At 62.7% G+C, this 18,318-nt stretch carries 22 protein-coding genes; 15 read left to right on the forward strand and 7 right to left on the reverse strand.

Features of this window, described 5'->3' with window-relative positions:
- Positions 1-7: 7 nt before the first annotated feature.
- A complete protein-coding gene (locus ACSC1Y_RS10815) occupies positions 8-709 on the reverse strand; it encodes a hypothetical protein (RefSeq protein ID WP_435334854.1) in 702 nt (233 codons plus the stop codon).
- 4 nt (positions 710-713) lie between these two features.
- The gene (locus ACSC1Y_RS10820) at positions 714-1,235 is read right to left on the reverse strand and encodes an archaemetzincin family Zn-dependent metalloprotease (RefSeq protein WP_435334855.1); all 522 of its coding nucleotides are present in this window, start codon (positions 1,233-1,235) and stop codon (positions 714-716) included.
- Positions 1,236-1,274: 39 nt separating this feature from the next.
- Between ACSC1Y_RS10820 and ACSC1Y_RS10825 the strand changes: the two genes are divergently transcribed.
- The 5 genes from ACSC1Y_RS10825 to npdG all read left to right on the forward strand — a co-directional run bounded on the left by ACSC1Y_RS10825 (position 1,275) and on the right by npdG (position 4,233).
- On the forward strand, positions 1,275-1,676 hold the full coding sequence (locus ACSC1Y_RS10825; protein ID WP_435334856.1) for a UPF0146 family protein: 402 nt from the start codon (positions 1,275-1,277) through the stop codon (positions 1,674-1,676).
- Between the two features lie 32 nt (positions 1,677-1,708).
- Positions 1,709-2,578, forward strand: coding sequence for a TIGR01548 family HAD-type hydrolase (locus tag ACSC1Y_RS10830; protein WP_435334857.1), 870 nt, complete (start codon positions 1,709-1,711; stop codon positions 2,576-2,578).
- Between the two features lie 81 nt (positions 2,579-2,659).
- Positions 2,660-3,046 carry a hypothetical protein gene (locus ACSC1Y_RS10835; protein ID WP_435334858.1) on the forward strand — a complete coding sequence of 129 codons (387 nt, stop codon included), beginning with the start codon at positions 2,660-2,662 and terminating at the stop codon, positions 3,044-3,046.
- A 61-nt stretch (positions 3,047-3,107) separates the two neighbouring features.
- Complete coding sequence (locus ACSC1Y_RS10840; protein WP_435334859.1) at positions 3,108-3,500, forward strand: hypothetical protein; 393 nt, start codon at positions 3,108-3,110, stop codon at positions 3,498-3,500.
- Between the two features lie 64 nt (positions 3,501-3,564).
- On the forward strand, positions 3,565-4,233 hold the full coding sequence (gene npdG, locus ACSC1Y_RS10845; RefSeq protein WP_435334860.1) for an NADPH-dependent F420 reductase: 669 nt from the start codon (positions 3,565-3,567) through the stop codon (positions 4,231-4,233).
- A 434-nt stretch (positions 4,234-4,667) separates the two neighbouring features.
- Here the strand turns inward: npdG and ACSC1Y_RS10850 are convergent, their stop codons facing one another.
- Positions 4,668-4,937, reverse strand: a complete 270-nt coding sequence (locus ACSC1Y_RS10850; protein WP_435334861.1) for a thioredoxin family protein — start codon at positions 4,935-4,937, stop codon at positions 4,668-4,670.
- A 184-nt stretch (positions 4,938-5,121) separates the two neighbouring features.
- Between ACSC1Y_RS10850 and ACSC1Y_RS10855 the strand changes: the two genes are divergently transcribed.
- From ACSC1Y_RS10855 to ACSC1Y_RS10885, 7 genes are all read left to right on the forward strand, one after another.
- Positions 5,122-5,283 (forward strand): preprotein translocase subunit Sec61beta, encoded by a 162-nt coding sequence (locus ACSC1Y_RS10855; RefSeq protein WP_435334862.1) that lies wholly within the window; start codon positions 5,122-5,124, stop codon positions 5,281-5,283.
- 54 nt (positions 5,284-5,337) lie between these two features.
- Positions 5,338-5,943 (forward strand): pyridoxal 5'-phosphate synthase glutaminase subunit PdxT, encoded by a 606-nt coding sequence (gene pdxT, locus ACSC1Y_RS10860; protein WP_435334863.1) that lies wholly within the window; start codon positions 5,338-5,340, stop codon positions 5,941-5,943.
- A gap of 73 nt (positions 5,944-6,016) precedes the next feature.
- A complete protein-coding gene (locus ACSC1Y_RS10865; RefSeq protein ID WP_435334864.1) occupies positions 6,017-6,469 on the forward strand; it encodes a bifunctional nuclease family protein in 453 nt (150 codons plus the stop codon).
- Positions 6,470-6,472: 3 nt separating this feature from the next.
- Positions 6,473-6,769, forward strand: coding sequence for a phosphoribosyl-ATP diphosphatase (gene hisE, locus ACSC1Y_RS10870; protein WP_435334865.1), 297 nt, complete (start codon positions 6,473-6,475; stop codon positions 6,767-6,769).
- A gap of 124 nt (positions 6,770-6,893) precedes the next feature.
- On the forward strand, positions 6,894-7,757 hold the full coding sequence (locus ACSC1Y_RS10875; protein WP_435334866.1) for an N-acetylmuramoyl-L-alanine amidase: 864 nt from the start codon (positions 6,894-6,896) through the stop codon (positions 7,755-7,757).
- A gap of 437 nt (positions 7,758-8,194) precedes the next feature.
- Complete coding sequence (locus ACSC1Y_RS10880; protein ID WP_435334867.1) at positions 8,195-9,421, forward strand: hypothetical protein; 1,227 nt, start codon at positions 8,195-8,197, stop codon at positions 9,419-9,421.
- 236 nt (positions 9,422-9,657) lie between these two features.
- Positions 9,658-10,671 (forward strand): NOG1 family protein, encoded by a 1,014-nt coding sequence (locus ACSC1Y_RS10885; protein WP_435334868.1) that lies wholly within the window; start codon positions 9,658-9,660, stop codon positions 10,669-10,671.
- An 85-nt stretch (positions 10,672-10,756) separates the two neighbouring features.
- Here ACSC1Y_RS10885 and ACSC1Y_RS10890 read toward each other — a convergent pair whose 3' ends face one another.
- The 3 genes from ACSC1Y_RS10890 to ACSC1Y_RS10900 form a co-directional block, all read right to left on the reverse strand.
- Positions 10,757-11,497, reverse strand: coding sequence for an SIMPL domain-containing protein (locus tag ACSC1Y_RS10890; RefSeq protein ID WP_435334869.1), 741 nt, complete (start codon positions 11,495-11,497; stop codon positions 10,757-10,759).
- Between the two features lie 57 nt (positions 11,498-11,554).
- A complete protein-coding gene (locus ACSC1Y_RS10895; protein WP_435334870.1) occupies positions 11,555-12,952 on the reverse strand; it encodes a TIGR00341 family protein in 1,398 nt (465 codons plus the stop codon).
- Positions 12,953-13,148: 196 nt separating this feature from the next.
- Positions 13,149-13,406 (reverse strand): hypothetical protein, encoded by a 258-nt coding sequence (locus ACSC1Y_RS10900; RefSeq protein WP_435334871.1) that lies wholly within the window; start codon positions 13,404-13,406, stop codon positions 13,149-13,151.
- A 161-nt stretch (positions 13,407-13,567) separates the two neighbouring features.
- On the opposite strand from ACSC1Y_RS10900, the gene engB reads away from it, so the two are divergent.
- Both engB and ACSC1Y_RS10910 read left to right on the forward strand, forming a co-directional pair.
- Positions 13,568-14,185 carry a GTP-binding protein EngB gene (gene engB, locus ACSC1Y_RS10905; protein ID WP_435334872.1) on the forward strand — a complete coding sequence of 206 codons (618 nt, stop codon included), beginning with the start codon at positions 13,568-13,570 and terminating at the stop codon, positions 14,183-14,185.
- 75 nt (positions 14,186-14,260) lie between these two features.
- Entirely contained in the window at positions 14,261-14,710 is a 450-nt protein-coding gene (locus ACSC1Y_RS10910; protein ID WP_435334873.1) for an NUDIX domain-containing protein, read from the forward strand.
- Positions 14,711-14,729: 19 nt separating this feature from the next.
- Here the strand turns inward: ACSC1Y_RS10910 and ACSC1Y_RS10915 are convergent, their stop codons facing one another.
- Positions 14,730-15,206 carry a GNAT family N-acetyltransferase gene (locus tag ACSC1Y_RS10915; RefSeq protein WP_435334874.1) on the reverse strand — a complete coding sequence of 159 codons (477 nt, stop codon included), beginning with the start codon at positions 15,204-15,206 and terminating at the stop codon, positions 14,730-14,732.
- A gap of 446 nt (positions 15,207-15,652) precedes the next feature.
- Between ACSC1Y_RS10915 and ACSC1Y_RS10920 the strand changes: the two genes are divergently transcribed.
- Positions 15,653-18,013, forward strand: a complete 2,361-nt coding sequence (locus ACSC1Y_RS10920; protein ID WP_435334875.1) for a hypothetical protein — start codon at positions 15,653-15,655, stop codon at positions 18,011-18,013.
- Positions 18,014-18,318 lie beyond the last annotated feature (305 nt).

An 18,318-nucleotide genomic window follows, 5' to 3' on the forward strand; every position in this document is an offset into this window, starting at 1 on the left:
CTCCAGACTACGACTCGGACCGCCGACGCAGCAGTTCGGTCAGCTCCTCGAACAGCGTCGGCGTCTCCATCGCCACGTCGGGGTCGAAGACGAACAGCGTGCCCGCTCCAGGGTCGCCCCTCGGCATCACCCAGGCGACGGCGTCCTGCTCGGTCACCGTCAGACTCGCCGTCGGCCGGCGGTCGCCCGCGACGGCAGCAGCCGCATCTCTGACCGCCTCGTACAGCTCGGTCGCCTCTCTTTCAGAGAGGCTGGTCCCGTCTCGCTGGTGGACGACCGTGATGTCCTCGGGGGAGCAGTGGGCGATCGCCCGCAGCCCCCAGCGGGTGCGCGAGCGAACCAGGCTCACCAGCAGGTCGTCGGAGTAGTCCGCGACGGCCGAGAGGACCTCGAGGGCCGGCTCGAAGCCGTCGACTCCGTGCCGGACGAACTTGGTCGAGAACTGCTCCATGTACCGCATGGCGAGGTCGGTCGCCCGCTCGAACGTCCGCGCGGTCCCGATGGTCAACGGAACCGCGAAGTCCGACGAGAACAGCCGGTGAACGCGCACCAAATAGCTGGTCGGCTCCATCGTGCTCGCGCGCGCCCGAGCGGACTCGTAGCGAGGAAGGATGCTCACGGTAAGGTTGCGCGGCTCGTAGAAGTATTCGGCACCGTGTCGTCCCTCGTACTCCCGCTGCCACCCGTCCGGCAACGCCGCTCCCGTCATCACCTCAGAGCACCTGTCGCTGGCAGGTCCCACACAGGTTCTCCTCTTTGACGTCGACCTCGCGGACGGTCGGAGAGAAGTTCATCACACAGCGGTTGTTGTCACAGTGTTCGAGCCCCATCGTGTGGCCGATCTCGTGGACGATCTCCTTGCGGATGCGGTCGGAGAACACCTCCTCGGAGCTCCGGTGCGAGAAGCCGCCGTCGCTGGAGGTCTGGAGGCGGTAGGTCGAGACGACGCTCCCGCTTCCGTCGAGGTAGGCGAGCCCGAAGACGTAGTTCCGCCGGCGGTAGAAGAGGTCCTTGACGGTGACGGCGATGTTCTTCTCCCCGGTTCCGACGCGTTCTGCCAATTGGATGAACTCCTCGGCGGAGTACTGGTTCCGCTTCGGGTCGTACGCGCCGCTGGGGAGTGCCTGGGGCTCGTGAACGGTCACGTCACAGCCGTATACAGAGCGAAGGCCCTCAGATGCGGCCCGCTTCACGGACGCGGGCACCTCCCCCACGGGGACGATGTCGACAAGCATGCGAAACGATAAGTCATCTTCGGGCATAAACATCCCGCCGTGGTAACCGATTCGACCGATTCGTTGATTGACAGGCTCGCCGAATTCGACCGGGTCGTAGAGGTCGGAATCGGGAACCGGACCGACGTTGCGGCCGGCCTCGCCGAACGGGGCGTCGAAGTGGTCGCGACGGACGTCCACGACCGGGACGTTCCAGCGGGCGTCGAGTTCGTCGTCGACGACGTGACGGCGCCCGACCAGTCGGTCTACGCCGATGCGGACGCCATCTACGCACTGAACCTGCCGCCCGAACTCCATCGGCCGGTCGCCGACGTCGCTCGCCGTGCCGGCGCTGCGTTCCTGTTCACGACGCTCGGCGGCGATCCGCCGGCGATTCCGGTCGACCGCGAGACGATTCCGGGCGATACGCTGTTCGTCGCCCGCGACCGGCGTGTCCGTTAACCCCTTTATCCACGGGGCTCGAAACGACTCGTATGAACGCCGACACGGTCGTCCTCGACATCGACGGGGTGCTCGTGGACGTCGCGGACTCCTACCGCCGGGCCATCGTGGAGTCCGTCGAACGCGTCTACGGCCAGACGATACGCAAAGCCGACATCCAGTCGTTCAAGGACGCGGGTGGGTTCAACAACGACTGGGAACTCACCTACGCGGCGGCGCTGTTCGTCCTCGCGACACGGGAGGGAATGTCGCTCTCGCTCGACGAGTTCACCGACGAGATACGACAGCACGGGGGCGGTCTCGACAGTGCAGAGCTCGTCGTCGGGGCGGAGGTCGGGGCGAACGCCCTCGAACGCATCCGGGAGGAGTGGGACAAAGACCGCCTGCACGACGTGTTCCAGCAGCTCTACCTCGGCTCCGACCTCTACCGCTCGATCGAAGGTGGCGAACCCGACATCGACTGCGAGGGCTTCATCCACGACGAGCCGGTCATCATCGAGCCGGAGACGGTCGAGACGCTCACCGAGAACTGGAACGTCGGCGTCGTCACGGGGCGACCCTCGGCCGAGGCCGACATCGCGCTCGCCCGCGCCGGCCTCGACATCCCCGACGAGCATCGGTTCACGATGGACGACTGGGAGGCAGGTAAGCCCGACCCGCACGCGCTCGTGACCCTCGCCGAACGCTTCGACAGCGACTCCGTCGTCTTCGTCGGCGACACGCTGGACGACGTCGCGACCGCCCGGAACGCCGCAGAAGAGGACCCGTCGAGGGGCTACACCGGCGTCGGCGTACTGACGGGCGGTCTCTCCGGCGTCGCCGGAAAGGAGAAGTTCGTCGCCCACGGCGCGGAGGCGATCCTCGACGACGTGAATCTGCTTCCTGGACTGTTACAGTCCTGAGACGAGCCAGACGACGAGACCCGTTCGGCCGGCGAGGCGCGGACGGAAAGATTCTCGGTCCGGCTGTCGGTACGAGGACATATGTCCGAGCCGCCCACCGTCACCCGCGCACTGACTCCACTGCTGGTCCTCGCCCTCCTCGTCGGAGCCATCCTCTCGACACCGGCACCGTCGAGTCAGCTGAAGTGGTTCGGGGTCGGAGCCGTCCTCGCCGTCGTCGGCGCGGTCTGGTTCGCACGTGTGGGCTACCGTCAGCTCGACGCGACCGTCAGCGACCTCTGGCTGTTCTCGCTGCTCGCGTTCTCCCTCGTCTTCCTCGCCATGGTCGTGCTACCGGAGCCGACGTTCGAGCCGCTCGAGGGTGCACTGGTCGCAGCTGTCACGGCAATCGTCGCGGGCGGCATCGCCTTCTCGGCGGTGGGAGCACCGGTTCGGCGACTCCTCTGGGGCGAGACCGAGTCGCGGTGAGGCGGCGGTCGCGGCGTTCGACTCGCTACCCTTTTCTCTGTCTCGCATCTGTGTCCGTCGCATGGGACTTCGTCGAACGCGGGCCGCGTGGGCGCTCGTGCTCGGATTCGCCGCCGCACTGGTCGTCAGGTCGACCTTCGCGCCGCCGGACCCGTACACCTCGCTCGTCTACGTCGCCGCGGTGTCGCCGCTGACCGTCGGTCTCGGGTATCACGTCGCCTCGCTGGAGTTCCCCGAGACCGGCCGTCGCCCGCGACAGCTGTGGCGGTTCTCCGGGACGTTCCTCGTCCTCCACATCGCCGCCGGTGCAACCGTCGCGCGGGTGGCCGGCACGGGTCTCTGGGCGCATCCGCCCGCCGTCGAACTCGGCCTCGTGCTCGCCGGGACCGCAGGCCTCTGGGGGCTCGCAGAGTTCTTCACCTACCACGGCGGACTCGGCCGACTCCGCGCGTGACGAACAACCGGCACGAACGGCTAACTCCGAACCCTTATTTTCGGTCCGGCCCCACGTTGCCCGTATGCGAATCGCACTACTCGGCGGGACTGGTGACATCGGTCAGGGACTCGCGCTTCGGTGGGCCTACGATACGGACCACGAGGTCATCATCGGCTCGCGTGACCCGGAGAAGGCACGGACGATGGCCGAGGAGTACGAGACCGAACTCGACAGCCGCGGCGTCGAGACGAAGGTACAGGGCTTCGTCAACGAGATGGCGGCCGACCGGGCCGACGTCATCGTGCTCGCGGTGCCGCCGTACCACGTCGCGGACACGGTCGAGAGCGTCGCCGACAAGCTGGACGACGACGACATCCTCGTCTCGCCCGCCGTCGGGATGAAAGGTGACGAGGACGGGATGCACTACCACCGACCGAAGGCGGGTTCCGTGACCGCGCTCGCCGCGAACGCGGCACCCGACGGCGTCTCGACGGTCGGGGCGTTCCACAACCTCTCGGCCGACCGGTTGGCGAACCTCGACGCCGACCTGAACCTGGACACGCTCCTCGTCGGGGACGACCCCGACGCGAAGGACATCGTTCACCGGCTCGCGGACGAGATAGAGGGACTGCGGCCGCTCGATGCCGGGCCCCTGGCCAACGCGGCCGAGGTCGAGAGCGTCACGCCGCTGGTCATCAACATCGCCCGGTACAACGACGGGATGCACGACGTGGGCGTCCGGTTCGAGTAATCGGGACGTCATCCGCTACGGGTACCCAGGAGGCGACTCGCCGTGGGAGCGTCCGTGCAAACGAGCAAATAGAGATGGGAGGACAGGAGGCCGCGGGTGCACGCAGTCCTCTGAGCGCCCAGCGAGTACGGTCGAGTCCGTCTCGTCCCCCCCGCGTGACGTCTCCCCTTCACGCTGACGCCACTTCTCTCCCGCACTGGATGCGCTACGCCTCCGCAACGGGAGAGAGGGGGCCAGCGCGTACGAAGTTTACCTTCGAGTTCGAGAAGACCTCCGGTTTCAGCGTTGCGTTCGTCTCCGACGGTCTTCAGGTCGGCCCGTGTCCATCGCGGGACGAGCACGTCGCCGATACTATCACACGATGAACCGTCGTCTCGGGATACACGCGAGCCTCGTCGACCGCGTATTACGACGGGAGAAGAGGCCGTCCTCGCTTATGCGCCCGCCTTCTCCAGCGCGTCTTCGAGGTCTTCGCGCTGGGTGACACCGACGAACCGTTCGACGACGCCGTCGTCGTTCTCGATGATGAGCGTCGGGAGCGAACGGACCTGATACTCGTTGGCGACGTCCTGTTCCTCGTCGACGTTGATCTTCTCGACCTCGAAGCGACCGTCCCAGTCGTCTTCGAGCTCCTCGAGGATGGGGTCCTGCGTCTTGCACGGCCCACACCAGTCAGCGTAGAAGTCCTTGAGCGTGACTGCCATAACGACTCTGGCTACCTTCGCGCCGCGCATAAGGGTTTGGTTCGGCGACGATACGGTGTCACAGACGCACGACCGGACCGGCCGAATCGGCCGTACAACCAGGGCAACCCTCGCTCCAGTCGAGGTCGAGAACTATCGCTTCCGTGTCGAAAGCTTTAGAGTCGCGGCCACTGGAAGGAGGAACATGAGCAAGGGCCAGAACTCCGGCGGACTCATGTCGAGTGCCGGACTCGTCCGGTACTTCGATGCAGAGGACCGCAACGCGATTCGAGTCGACCCCAAGACGATAGTCGCCTTCGGCGTCTTCTTCGGGGCGCTCGTCCTCGTCCTCCGCGTCGCGCTGTAACGCGGCCGGACCGAGGACGCGAGGTTTTTCTTCCGGTGGTCGCTACCGACAGTCATGACGCTCACTGCCGGTGTCGTCGCCGTCCAGGGCGACGTTTCAGAACACGCCGACGCGATTCGCCGTGCCGCCGCGGCCCACGACGAGGAGGTGACCGTCCACGAGATACGTGAGTCGGGAATCGTCCCCGGCTGCGACCTCCTGTTGCTCCCGGGTGGGGAGTCGACGACGATCTCTCGGCTTCTGCGCGAGGAGGGCATCGACGACGAGATACGTCAGCACGTCGCCGACGGCAAGCCGCTGCTCGCGACCTGTGCCGGGCTCATCGTCTCCTCACGTGACGCGAAGGACGACCGCGTAGACACGCTCGGCGTCCTCGACGTCTCGGTCGACCGGAACGCCTTCGGTCGGCAGAAGGACAGCTTCGAAGCGCCGCTGTCGGTCGACGGACTCGACGAGCCGTTCCCGGCCGTGTTCATCCGCGCGCCGGCCATCGACGAGGTCGGTGAGGACGTCACCGTCCTCGCCGAGTGGGACGGTCGGCCGGTCGCCGTCCGTGACGGCCCCGTCGTCGGGACCGCGTTCCACCCCGAGCTCACCCCCGACGTCCGCATCCACCGGCTCGCATTCTTCGCACCCGAGGCGGAACAGCTCGCGAGATAACCGGGTGAGGGCGTCCGTCTTCCCATATAGTTGAGAGCGCAGGCTTTTCACGCTGGCACCCCTCGGTCGAACCATGGATGCAGCTATCGACGCGGTGCGTGTCGCCGGGACCCAGGACGGGCCCGTTCCCGTCGTCGTCCTCGCCATAGACGACGACAGCGACGACGTATTGCCGATATTCATCGGGTTCGACGAGGCCATCGCCATCGTCCGGGGACTCGACGCGGACGACATCGGCCGTCCGCTCACGCACGACCTGCTGCTCGACGTGATGGAGGAACTCGGCGGCCGCGTCACGAAGGTTGTCGTGAGCCGCGTCGAAGACGGGACCTACATCGCCGACCTGCACCTCGAGACGCCGCGGGGCGAGACGGTCGTCGACGCCCGACCGAGCGACTCGCTCGCGCTCGCTGCCCGAACGAACGCACCCGTCGAGGTCGCAGAAGCCGTCTTCGAGGACGGTCGCCGCCCGCAGGAGGATTTCGACGTCCTGGATGACATCCGAGACGTCGCCGACTACGCCTGAACAATGAACGATTCCACCGACGAGATACTCGACGAGCTGTTCGCCGTCATCGAGGACCGCAAGGAGACGCTGCCCGAGGATTCCTACACCGCGAGCCTGTTCACCCACGAGAAGGGTGAGAACGCGGTACTGGAGAAGATCGGCGAGGAGGCGACGGAGGTCATCCTCGCCGCGAAGGACGACGACCACGACGAACTCGCCTACGAGTCCGCAGATCTGGTCTACCATTTGCTCGTGTTGCTCTCGATGAAGGACATGGACGTCGACGACCTGCGCGACGAGTTGGCGGAGCGGCGGTAACCGGGAGACGGCCCGTTCATCACTTCGGAAGTGGCCAATGGAAATGTCTAATGGAAACTACGATGAACGTGCTATCCGTTTGAGAACTCTTTTTCGCCCGGATTGTGTCATGTGATAGCACGACATGACGCGCAACAGACGTTCCTTCCTGAAGGCGACGGGCGCGACGCTCGGCTCGGTCACCGTGGTCGGTGCGACGGCCTCGACGGTCGCCGCGTCGGTCCACGACCGCTGGGAGCCGGCCGACTCCAGTAACTACACGAATGCGAGTCGAACCGCGAGCGACATGCGCTGGCTCGTGATGCACACCATCGAGGGCTCGTACGAAGGAGCAATCAGCTGGTTCCAGAATCCTGACTCGAACGTGAGTTCGCACTACGTCGTCGGCAACCAGCCGGACCAGATAACGAAGATGGTCCGCCTCGAGGACATCGCGTGGACCCAGGGTAACTGGGAGTACAACGAGACGGGCGTCTCCATCGAACTGGAGGGCTACGCCGACCAGACGAACTTCAACGACACCATCTACCAGCAGGCCGCCGAGGTGGCCAGGTACGTCTGTGACACGTTCGGCATCCCGAAACAGCATCCGACGTACGACCTCGCACCGTGTTCCGCATACTCCGGCGAGGGCGGCATCATCGGCCACGAACAGGTGCCCGATCCGAACGACTGCTCGCAGGTGACGGGGGGCAAATACGACCCCGGAAACACCTGGGACTGGGACTACTTCATGTCGCTCGTGAACGGCGGCGGGAGCGGCGGCTGGTCGGATGGCGACATCGTTCACTGCACGGCCGACCTGAACACCCGCGAACAGCCCGGGACCGAGTCGCCCGTCGTCGCGACGATGCCGACCGGTTCGAACGCCGAGATCGTCAACGGACCCACCGATGAGGACGGGTACACCTGGTGGGGGCTGCACTGGCTCGAGGACGACATCTGGGGCTGGTCGGTCGAGGCGTACCTGGACGCCGGGTACGCCTGAGCGAACGGGCGCCGAGCGCCGACCGGGAGACCTGTTTATCTTCTAAACTTTCTTCTCAGCACGGTGCAGAGCGTTCCGTCCGGTGCTCGAGTTAGGTTCATCGAGGAACCGACGTTCAACCGGACCCATAGACGGCGAGAAAACATATAATGAACTACACTAATCATTCTTCTTTATTTACTGTATATTGATATAATTTGGATTCTATCGCTTTCGAGGATATGCACTCCTCACCAGCATACTTGATTTCTTGATTGCTCTCTATAGTGCCTGAAACTCGAAGATTGTGGTCTATCCCTCTCTGAGCTCCCTTCGTCAGAAGTGAAAAGTAGCTGCCAGTGAATGAGATATATCACTGGACCTGGGAACAGCAGGCCACATGTTTATTGGTGTGTCGACATCATATCTGAGTGCATCCCTTCGGACGCACATCAATAATGAGTCAACAATATCGTAAAGAAGACCGTGAAGAGTCGAAGCAGGACCAGCGAAGTGAGGCAGACCAGCAACGGAAACAGACACAGGACCGAGAAGAAACCCAGAGAACGCAGGACCAGCAGCACGCCGAAGCGCAGGGTCGCATGACCCACGAAGCACAGTCGCGGGAAGAGCAGGGTAGGTACGCGGGCGGCGAATCGAGCGGGCAGATGATCTACGATCAGGGTCCGCAGGGCCAGCAGGGAGCGCAATGGAGGGGACAGATGCAGCACGGACAGCAACAGCCCACGCAAGGGCAGCAGTTCGGTGCGCAGCAGTCGGCCGGTTACTCGCAAGCGGGCCCGCAGGGTGCACAGTGGACTGGAAGTATGCACACCGGCCCCCAGAGACAGGGTGGAGCCCAGACGACCATCGAAGGGCGGGTCGATTCGGGTTCGGCCCAGCCGATGCGTGGCTCCATGAACGGCCAGGCACAGGGACGGACGACGTTCGAAGAGACGATGACGTTCCCGGTGACGCAATCGATGCAGTTCTTCCGGAACCTCGGCCAGCTGTCGATGGTCGGGTTCAACGTCGTCGAGCAGATGCAGCACCAGGGCAATCAGCTGGCACGGTCGATGCTGAACGGGTATCTCCGCAGCTTCGACGACGTGAGCCACGAGATCCAGCAGATGGCACCGCCCCAGATGCACGTCGAGACCCGGATGGGGGGGCAGCCGCCACAGGGTCAGCCCGAGTATCGCCATGAGCAGGACTACAACGGTGGTGGCTGGCAGGGGTCCGGCCGGTTCGGCGACCAGCAGGCACGGTTCGAGACGCAGCACGGCCAGCAGACGGGGCCGCAATACGAGCAGCGGATGAGCGGTCAGTACGGCCAGCAGACGGAGCCGCAACACGAGCAGCGGATGAGCGGCCAGTACGGCCAGCAGATGGGACCGCAGTACGAGCCGCAGATGAGCGGTCAGTACGGCCAGGCTGGCGCCGGCTGGCAGGCGTCCGGCCAGATGGGCACGCCGCAGCTCCACGGTGCCGAAGGTACAGGGGAAGCGAGCACGCGTCGAGACGAGGAGCAGATAGAGAAGGGCTCGGAATCGTCGTCGAAGTCGGGCTCTAAATCATCCTCGAAGTCCTCGAAGTCGTCGGGGTCCTCGAAGTCGTCCAAGTCGTCGGGGTCCTCGAAGTCCTCGAAGTCGTCGGGGTCCTCGAAGTCGAAAGATAAGAAGTAGCTGACGACGCGAACCGACCACCGTCGACGAGTCGAGTCGTTGCGGCGCCTCGGTTCTCGAACCGTGGGTGTCGTCTCCGGTAGCCGGTGACACCTCGTCACCGGAACTCTTTCTGATTTATCACGCTGCGCTTTCGACGTTGCGCTTGGTCCTCTCCTCGTTTCAGGGTCGTGCCGGACGCGGCTCCTTACAGCCGGATGAACGCGCTTTTATCCCCGGCTCACATAGCACCGTGCATGATTTTCGAGAACCTTCCGACGACACCACGGTCGGAAGAACTCATCGACAAGGCGTTCTCGCGGGCCGCTCGCACCGGGCGAGCGAAGTCCGGACACGACGCCCAGACGTCGATGCTCCAGACGGCGTCGAATATTCTCTCGGACAACCTGGAGAACATCGTCACCGCCTGGCCCGATTTCGACGAGGTCGACCCGTTCTACTACGAACTCGCCGACGCCGTCGTCGGCGCGAAAGCAGCGGAAGCCGGCGCAACGTCGGGCGGCCCGATTCCAACTGGCGTCGACGAGCTTCGGAAGGCGCTATCGGAGGTCACCTGGGCATCCCGTAAGACCGCAGAGATCCGCAGCGAGTACGAGAGCCGCATCCGAAACACCGACATCGACACCGCCCGGAAGTTCCGCAAGCAGGCGTTCGCACGGCTCGCGGACGTCGTCGAGGAGATAGAGGACGACCTCCTGCTCATCGGCGAAGCGCGTGACGCACTGAAGTCGTTGCCGGACATCCGTCCGGACGAGCCAGCGATTGTCGTCGCCGGCTATCCGAACGTCGGCAAGTCCTCGTTCGTCAACGCGGTCACTCGCGCCAGCAACGAGACAGCCTCCTACCCGTTCACGACGAAAGGTATCGGCGTCGGCCACTTCGAGCGCCAGCACATCCGCTACCAGATCATCGACACGCCGGGACTGCTCGACCGCCCCGCCGAGGAGCGCAACGACATCGAACAGCAGGCCGCCTCCGCACTCACCCACCTGGGTGACTGTCTCCTGTTCATGGTTGACGCCAGCGGCAACTGTGGCTACCCCCTCTCCGACCAGCTCGAGCTGCTGGAGTCGGTCAAGGCCGAGTTCGAGGACGTGCCCGTCCTCGTGGTCTGCAACAAGTCGGACATCTCCACGGACGTCGATGCGGATTACTACATGAGCGTCACGGAGAACGAGAACGTCGACGAGGTCCTTGACGCCGCGGTCGAGGCGGTCGACTACGAACTGGAGCTGCCGTTCGAGGAGTGAAGATTTCGGCGGAAGGAAAGACGGTGTAGATTCGTTTTTACAGGCGGACCAGGTCGAGTGCCTCGGGGCTCAACCCCGAGGCGGCTCACGCGACTTCGTAGACGATGGTGACCGTCACCTGGACCTCGACCGGGCCGGGTTCGAGGGTCGTCGATGCGTCCGCGGCTTCTGCCGACCGCTGGTAGTAGACCGGGTACGGGCCTACCGAACTCCCGGAGACGCTGGCGCTCTTCAACCGGACGATGGAGAGATCGGCCGCGGCGACGAAGGCGTCGGCGTCGGCTTTCGCCGCCTCGACCGCCTTCGTGATGGCGTCGCTTCGGAGGGCGCGTTGTTTCTCATCGCTCAGCTGGAACGTGACGCCGTCGATCCGTGCGGCACCGTTCTTCACCGCGATGTCGACCAGCTCACCCGCTCTCGAGATGTTGTCGGTCGTCACCTCGTACGAGTGGATGGCACGGTAGCCGACCAGCTCGTTGTTGGCCTTGTAGTCGTATCGCGGGTTGATGTAGTAGGCCGTAGTCTTCACGTCGTCGTCGGGAACACCGGCGTCGCGGAGTGCCTGACGCATCGACGTGGCGTCCTGGGCGGTGAAGGTCCGGGCCTCGTCTGCGGTTCGGCCGTCACGCTCGACGGTGATGCGGATGACCGCCTCGTCGGGGGCAGCCTCGACCGTGCCGACGCCGCTGACGGACACCGTCGGTGCCGTATCCTTCTCGTCGGAACTCATCGCGGGCGTCGAGTCGCCGACGACCGCAGCAGTCCCGAGGCAGCCGGCGCTCACCGTGAGCAGCGCGACCAAGGCGGCAGCCAGTTTCAGATTCATACGTCTCTGGTACGCGCGCTAACGAGATGAGCAGTACAGCACCGTCCGGTCAGGGAGTTACCCGTGGGTGACGGCGGGTTGTCGAGACGAGAGTCCGCTCGGAGCCAGGGAGACCGGAGGCACACTTCCCCGTGCAGAGGCGACCGTCGTGGAGCTACCAGCGTCCGGGCCGGCGCTCCTGTACTCGAGAAACCTGACCTCGACCGCGATGCCGTCGCTGTCGACGACAGACTCGTAGATGTCCTGGGCGAGATCGGGATAGCGCTCACCGGGTGGGCGAGCGACCGTGATGACGATACGCTCCGGTTTCGGGTCGAATACGCGCTCGTAGAGGTTCTCTTCGTGGACGAGACGGACGTCGACGAGTCGAAGGTCGGGGTAGTCCTCGAGGGTGTCACCGACGCCCGCGACCACCTCGTCCTCTATCGCGGCCGTGTTGTACGACATGTACGTGACGCCGCCGAGGAAGACGGAGAGGACGGCGATGGCACCGACGAGAATCGCCACCCGCTTGACGGTCGCCGAACGGGCGTCGTCGAACTGGAACCAGTGCTCCGGACGGTAGCCGCCGTACCACAGCGTCGCGGTCGCTGCGAGGTTGATAGAGAGGACGTTGACAAGCAGGAGGACGCTCGCTCCGAGGACGACCAGCGGCTTCATGTAGGCGATTCCGATGCCGACGACGGCCACCGGTGGGACGAGCGCCACGGCTATCATGACGCCGACCAGTGAGGCGGAGACGCCAGAGCGCAAGGACAGCGCCCCGGCGATACCGGCCCCGAGCGCGACGGCCAGCGAGAGGATGTCGGGTTTCAAGCGTTCCTGTACCTGCCCGATGACGAGGATGTCGGTCGGTGGGATGAGGTGAACCGTCTTGAGGAACCAGGCGAACACTGCCGCTGCGATGACGGCGAGCACCAGACCCACGAACTGGAGCCGTACACCCCTGACGAACAGGTCTGACTCGTCCAGGACGGTCCCGACGCTAGTCGCCATCGCCGGCCCGATGAGCGGTGCGATGACCATCGACCCGACGACCACCGCGGCAGAATCGAGCAGCACACCTGCAGTCGCGATGACCACGCTCACGACGATGAGGACAGCGTACGTCATGAAGTCGGGAGCCATCTGCCCGGCCTGTGTCTTGAGCTCCTCGCGAGGGATACGGTCGCTCGACTCCTCGTCCTCGTAGCGCTCTGAGAGCCGTTCGAACTTCTTCGAGACCACCGTCTCCGCGTCGAGGACGACCGTGTAGGACTCGCGCTCGATACCCGCTTCGCGCAGTTTCTGTAACACCGGCTCGACTGCACCCGTCGGGAGCGGGAACGAGACGATTCCGGTGTACTCCCGGCCACTCGTCTCGTCCGTGAGGACGTAGTCGATACCCTCGTCGTCGAGGAGGCCGAGGATGGCATCCCGCTTCCCCGCTGGAATCATCACCTGTACGAGTCGCACGTCAGAACCGACGGGCAACTGAGACAAATGGGTTCGGGTCGGCGAGGTGTAGAAGTCGCGTCTTGCGACCTGCCACACACGTCTTGCGAACAGGCGACGCCGTCTCCGCCGCGCCGGACGTGGCGTCGCACACCCGCGAAGCGCCCGGCGGCGATACTCATCGCACACCGGGGGTGGGTCCGTCATGGTACATGAACTACGGGAACCAGCCAAGCGGCGAGAGCAGCTCCCTCGTCACCGGAAACAGCGACCGTTCGACCCGGAACCGCCTCCGGCTGTACAGCGTGACGCCGCAGAAGACGAGCGTCGTGGGGACTGCCGTCAGCCAGAACGCTGTCCCGACCTGCAGTTCGATCACGGCGAACAGAAAGCCGACCACGGCGACGACCGCGGTCGGAAGAACCGCGTCGACGACGCCGACGGAGAGCGATGCGAGCGTTTCACCCACGTCCATAGGCCGAGCACACGGCCGTGCATTATAGTCCCAGCGGCGAGCGGACGTCCGTTCCCCGCAGGGAGAGAGAACAGCACCGGACGAGATTCGATGTGTCAAGCAGTGCCGCGGCTCGAGGCAGACCAGACACCCTTTTCCCCGTCCGTCGGATACCACCAGCCATGTTCGAGAACCGTCCCGACCGCGAACACGAGGTCGTCTTCGTCGGACGGTCGAACGTCGGCAAGTCGACGCTGATGCGACACTATACCGGCCACTCCTTCGACACGGGAGGAAAGCCGGGTGTGACGCGCTCGCCCAACCACTACGACTGGGCGTCGGAGGACTTCGTCCTCACCGACCTGCCGGGGTTCGGCTTCATGTCCGGTGTCGAGGCAGACCGCCGCGAGGCGATCAAAGACGACATCGTCCACTACCTCGAGGACCACGCCGACAACTTCCTCGCCGGGGTCGTCGTCGTCGACGGCAAGAGCGTCATCGACATCATCGACCGCCACTCCGGGCCGGACAGCATCCCGTACGACGTGGAGATGTTCCACTTCCTGCAGGAGCTGGGCGTCCCGACCATCGTCGCCGTCAACAAGATGGACAAGGTCGACGACCGCGACGAGCGGCTGAACGACCTCTGTGACCGGCTGGGCCTCTACCCGCCGTGGAAGCAGTGGCAGGACGTCATCGCTCCAATCTGCGCGAAGAAGGGCAACACGAAAGCGCTCGACGAGGCCATCCGGAGCGTCCTCCACGACCAGCAGCGCGACGACCTGCTGAAGTTCTTCTGAGCGGCGGTCGCCCCGCCCTGGCGCGGCTGCAGATGGCCAGTGGCTATACGTATCAGCAGGACGGACTCTCGGCCAATGAGTCACGACGACACGTACGCCGTCAACGTGGAAGCAGCAATCTACCGGGACGGCGAGTACCTCCTCATCGAACGCGCCGCGGGCGAAGACCACGCCGCCGGTGCGCTCTCGCTGGTCGGCGGCACCGTCGAGGGTGTCGACCACGAGATCAGCGCGCTGGAAGCGACCGTCCGTCGTGAGATACGGGAGGAGGTCGACGTCTCCGTCACCGACCTCCGGTACGTCCAGAGCAACGCCTTCCGGTCGGACACTGGGCAGCCGTGTCTGAACGTGGTCTTCCTCGCGAGATACGACGAGGGGAAGGGCGTCGTGAACGCCCCCGACGAGGTCGCGGCGACCCACTGGCTCACACCAGGTGCGGTCGAGACGCACGCCGACGCACCGGAGTGGACCGCTGCGTTCGTCGCACTGGCTGACGAGCGACGGCAGGCCGCCGGCTGGACGTAGCTACAGCTCTGTCTCCATCCTACAGCTCTTTCTCCATAACTCGTACGACGAGTTCCGCAGTCACACCGTCGCCGGTGGTCTCGATGGTCTCGGCGGCGACGACCGTCCACCCGGCCCGCTCGTAGAACCCGACCGCGTTGCACGACGAGTAGAGGTAGCAGTCCACATGTCCGTCCTCGCGTGCCGTCGACTCCAGATGCGAGAGCAGTGCCGAACCGATACCTCGCCGCGCGAAGTCGGGATGGACGTAGACCGCTCGAACCTCACCGTCTTCCAGCCGCAGGTGCCCGTACCCGGCGAGTCGACGGTCGACCTCGGCGACGACGACGTACTCGTCCTCCTCGTCGACGGGATACCGCTCGGGGCGTTTTCCACCAGCCCAGGCACGGACCTGCCGGTCGTCGTAGTGCGACCGACCGAGCTCGCGGATGGAGGCTGCGTGCAACCTCGCGATGGTGGGCGTGTCCTCGCGGGTCGCCCGGTGGATGGTGACCATGCCGGCGATGACGCGTCTGGAGGACAATAATCCGGCGACCGTGCCGGTACGGGAGTAGAGTCGGTGGCTCAGTGAAAGTGTCTCATCACAAGGGGCTAAGTGGGGGTAACCCTCGTCATCGCCACCGTGAGTGAGGTAACTCCCCTCGGACGAAAAACGCTTTCGAGTGCGGAGAGACGACCGAGGTAGACGGCTGGACGGTCGACCTGCTCCTTACGCACTCGGACGCGAAGTCGTTCCAGAAAGCAACTGCGAACAACTCACTCGACCCAGGGCAGTTCGTCTCGAACCCGACGGTCACGAGCGACCCGTACGACGACGACACTGACGACGACACGCTCTCCGACGAGGAGGAACTCGAACTCGGGACCGACCCGGACGATGTCGACTCCGACCGCGACCGTATCGATGACGCCAAAGAGTTGGAGGTCGGCGAGGATCCGACGATGTTCGACGTCACCCCGCCGAAAATCGAGGTGTACAAGTCGAACTACGTCAACGTCATCAAGTTCGAGATAGACTGGGACGAGTTAGAGGTCGGTGCAGAGGGCGAGTACACCATCGCCGCAGCTGTCGACGACCCGAGCGGCGTCCGGAACTTCAGCGTCGACCTCGATGACGAGACGAAGAATCAGTCGTCGAACGTGGACTCCTACGTCTCCGCACAGGTCACCGTGGGAACGGGCCAGGCGTTCCTGAACGGCTTGCAGACGAACCGCCTGAGTCTGACCGTTGCAGACGAGCACGGCAACCAGAAGACAGTCACAGCGTTCACCAGCTCGAACTTCTACATCCAGGGTGCCGAGGAACTGGAGATACTGAACAGCTTGAGCGACGACGAAGCGGCTGCGCTCGGGTACGCCTCCGGCATCTCGAAGAGCGCCGGCGGGATGGGAGAGACCATCCAGCAGATGATGTCGGACCCGAAGGGCTACGTCGCCCAGATGGCCGACTACAAGCAGTACGTCGAGTTGGTCAAACAGGCGGACAAGCTGCCTGGCGCGATGGTGCAGCAGTACGAGCAGGAGATGCGGGTCACGAACCCCTACTACGACCCACGATCCAAGGTTGTGAAAAACGAGACGAACTACGCTGCCTTCGAGAAGGGCTACTACGCCGGCGTTGCGACCTTCGAGGTTGCTGCGTCAGCTGGTGGCGGCGGTGCCCTTGCGTCGAACCTCAAGAAGGTGGATAAAGTTCAGGAACTGGCGTCGAAGCCCAAGGTCCAGAAGGCGCTGAGCTACTACCGGAAGGCCCAGAGTGCAAAGAATGGGGCGAAGTCGAAGTACGTGACTGGCCCCGCTGCGAGGACGGGCTATCGGCTCGCAAGCGGTGTGTCTTCACAAACTGGTGTCAACTCAAAAACAATACATGGGATGCTTGGTACGGTGAAAACTGCAGGCAAGCAATGGAGGGTCACTCAGGCTGCTAAGAAATCGTTGAATGATGGTGTTTACCTTGGAAAAAAGGCTCGCCGAGACGCTGCGAAGTTCTTGTCCCGGACCGACGACGATGGTCTTGAACTCATCGACGAATTTGATCCGGAAACGAAGAGGCGGTTCTTCGAAATAGGCTGTTCCCGAGCTGGGGGCACTGCTAGTAAAAAGGACTACCACGCAAGACCGGGGGATCTGTCCTCATCAACAGTAAAAATACAAACGTCCACGGGTAGCTGTTTCGATGCTGACCGGTTCCGTAGAGCCCTAAAACAGTCCTACGTACAGAATGGCAAAGTCGACGTTGAAGGTGCTAGAAAAGTAATCGATAAAATCAGCTCGCTAAGCGGCCAGAAGCAACAGCGTGCCGCACTATTAGTCAGAAACGCTGCCGGTGAAGGTGGTGCCGAATTCCTTGCAAAAGCGGACCGTAATGCAATTGATGATGTTCTATCGATGGAAATCCGCGTGAGTAGCCCAGAAGTACCTATTGACCTCCAAGAACGGGTTCGCGTTGGGATTGTGCAGGCGTACTCGCGGAACCACTTCTCACGAGATGGTTGGGCTGGATTCGTTTACCCAGCCGCAGACAGTCCAGCTGATGTTGCTGCAACAATCGCGAGAGATATTCGTGTATTGAATGATGACAAAAACGTGGAGGGGATTGGAAAAGCTCTTTCCAGCGAGACAGGAGGTCCACATCTTGCCGGCCTCTCATCTCCAAAGTATTCCAATGATGCGGTAAAAGGAGTGGCATTAGAATTGCGTGTCGCCCGGAAAAAAGCCGATAACGGACTGGACTCTGGCAAGTTCCACCTTAGTTACGAACCTAATGTAAATCTTAAGGAGTTGAAAGATGATGGTGAGGCACTAAACAATATTGCGAAAAAGGTTTACGGAACAAAAGAAGCACGTGTCTTCGTCAACGATGCTCTCTTCAGTAGCGACCGGGCAAAGAGGATTGAACTAGATGGATTTAGGACGAATATTGATGGCAAAGATATCTATTATGAATCGAAAAATACGATAGATGCACCAAGCGTTGATGGCATTCAAGCAAAGGCTTCTAGATACTTCGCAAGTCAGAAACTCAGAGGAAAAGACCTGTCCGACTCAAAAATGATTGTTTATGTTCGAAAGCAGGACATAGCAGACACGCTCAACAACAAGATTGATCAAGACTGGTTTAGTGCAAAGGCAATCACTGAGTCAACTTCAAAACCACAAATATCAAGCCGTTCTTCCTTACTAAGTAGTACATGGCCGATTCCTTCATCGAGATTAACTACATTTTCGATTTCGGTGCAGAGAATGCATTCGATCGTGTCGCCGATGCGTTCGAAACAGATTCCAATATCAATTATGTCATGAACTCTGACAATTCGCTCACGCTCCTTTCAGGATGGGTACGTGGAGAGTTAACAATCCGAGAGTCAAATAATCATATATACCAATGTGATAGCGATTTATTAACTCTGATAATTAGCTGTGAGAGATTCACCAATCAAGAGCGTGATGTTCGAATCTCAGACATTAGCGACCTAATCAAGCGAGTCTATCACCTGACCAGCCCTCGGTATGCGTTTGGGATACACTCATTGCGGAAAACCAATATAGAATCGGCCTCCACACCCACAGAGCATAGAATTCCCTCCCCAATCAGTAATGAAGGTCTA

The sequence above is a fragment of the Haloarchaeobius lipolyticus genome (assembly GCF_051208015.1).
Lineage (GTDB): Archaea > Halobacteriota > Halobacteria > Halobacteriales > Natrialbaceae > Haloarchaeobius.